We start from the raw sequence: 542 nt of genomic DNA, 5'->3' as shown, positions 1-542 counted from the left end.
AGTCCCCTGCTCTACCGACTGAGCTATCTGGGCATTTGGCGGAGAGGGTGGGATTCGAACCCACGGCCCCTTTCGAAGTCACTGGTTTTCAAGACCAGCTCCTTAAACCACTCGGACACCTCTCCATATTCTACTTCCAATGATTCATCCGAGGATCGAACTCGGGACACCCTGATTAAGAGTCAGGTGCTCTGCCAGCTGAGCTAATGAACCTTAACTTTAATATTTAATGGCTGGGGATGCAGGACTTGAACCTACGCATACATGAGTCAAAGTCATGTGCCTTACCGACTTGGCTAATCCCCAATATATGTGGTGAGCGCACAGGGATTCGAACCCCGGACACACGCCTTAGAAGGGCGTTGCTCTATCCAGCTGAGCTATGCACCCACAATAAATATGTATAAATTAAATAAAAAATGGTGCGGATGAAGGGAGTCGACCCCCCACGCCAATGGCGCTAGATCCTAAGTCTAGTGCGTCTGCCAATTCCGCCACATCCGCGCATTTTTTTGGTGGAGGATGGTGGATTCGAACCACCG

General features: G+C 50.2%; 5 tRNA genes. All 5 read right to left on the bottom strand.

The window, feature by feature from the left end:
- Nucleotides 1-36 precede the first annotated feature (36 nt).
- Nucleotides 37-125: transfer RNA gene (locus IC219_RS21385), tRNA-Ser, on the bottom strand.
- A 15-nt stretch (nt 126-140) separates the two neighbouring features.
- Nucleotides 141-213 (bottom strand) — tRNA-Lys (locus IC219_RS21380).
- 17 nt (nt 214-230) lie between these two features.
- A tRNA-Gln gene (locus IC219_RS21375) sits at nt 231-306 on the bottom strand.
- A gap of 7 nt (nt 307-313) precedes the next feature.
- Nucleotides 314-390: transfer RNA gene (locus IC219_RS21370), tRNA-Arg, on the bottom strand.
- A 30-nt stretch (nt 391-420) separates the two neighbouring features.
- Nucleotides 421-504 (bottom strand) — tRNA-Leu (locus IC219_RS21365).
- Nucleotides 505-542 lie beyond the last annotated feature (38 nt).

The organism is Clostridioides sp. ES-W-0018-02, from assembly GCF_020658175.1.
Classification (GTDB): Bacteria; Bacillota; Clostridia; order Peptostreptococcales; family Peptostreptococcaceae; genus Clostridioides.
The sequence above is the reverse complement of the archived record's forward strand: the minus strand, read 5'-3'. Positions and strand labels throughout refer to the sequence as shown.